The 907-nt window shown below is 73.2% G+C and carries 1 protein-coding gene; it reads left to right on the top strand.

The window, feature by feature from the left end; genetic code table 11:
- The coding region (locus tag AC31A1_RS52005; RefSeq protein WP_489660009.1) for an HhH-GPD family protein at positions 1–803 on the top strand (803 nt) is incomplete at its 5' end.
- Between the last annotated feature and the right edge of the window lie 104 nt (positions 804–907).

Raw genomic sequence — 907 nt, 5'->3', positions numbered from 1 at the left:
CCGGCCCCTGGGGCGTGATGGTCAGCGAGTTCATGCTCCAGCAGACCCCGGTCAACCGCGTCCTCCCGGTCTACGAACAGTGGCTCGCCCGCTGGCCCCGCCCCGCCGACCTCGCCCAGGACGCTCCCGGCGAAGCCGTCCGCGCCTGGGGCCGCCTCGGCTACCCCCGCCGCGCGCTGCGCCTCCACGGCGCCGCCACCGCCATAACGGAACGCCACGGCGGCGACGTCCCCACCGACCACGCCCAGCTGCTCGCGCTCCCCGGCATCGGCGAGTACACGGCAGCCGCAGTCGCCTCCTTCGCCTACGGCCAGCGCCACGCCGTCCTGGACACCAACGTCCGCCGGGTCTTCGCGCGCGCGGTCACCGGCACCCAGTACCCCCCGAACGCCACCACCGCGGCCGAGCGCAAGCTGGCGCGAGCCCTCCTCCCCCAGGACGACGAGACCGCGGCCCGTTGGGCCGCAGCGTCCATGGAACTGGGCGCACTCGTCTGCACCGCGAAGAACGAGACGTGCCACCGCTGCCCGATCTCCGCCCAGTGCGCGTGGAACCTCGCGGGCAAGCCGGAGCACGAGGGCCCGGCCCGCAGAGGCCAGACGTACGCGGGCACGGACCGCCAGGTCCGCGGCAAGCTCCTGGCCGTACTCCGCGAAGCGCACACCCCCGTCCCGCAGTCCGTTCTCGACCGCGTGTGGCACGAGCCGGTACAGCGAGCGAGGGCACTGGACGGCCTGGTGTCCGACGGCCTCGTCGAACCCCTGCCCGACGGCATGTACCGACTCCCGGCGACCCACGCCTGAAACAACCGGACACACCCCGTCACAACCTGACACACGGTCACTTCACAGACAGAGCCCCCGCTCCGACCCGCCCCACAGCCCACACCAAGCTCCCGCAACACTCC

The sequence above is a fragment of the Streptomyces sp. P5F9 genome (assembly GCF_057961495.1).
This window is presented reverse-complemented; position numbering and strand designations above follow the sequence as displayed.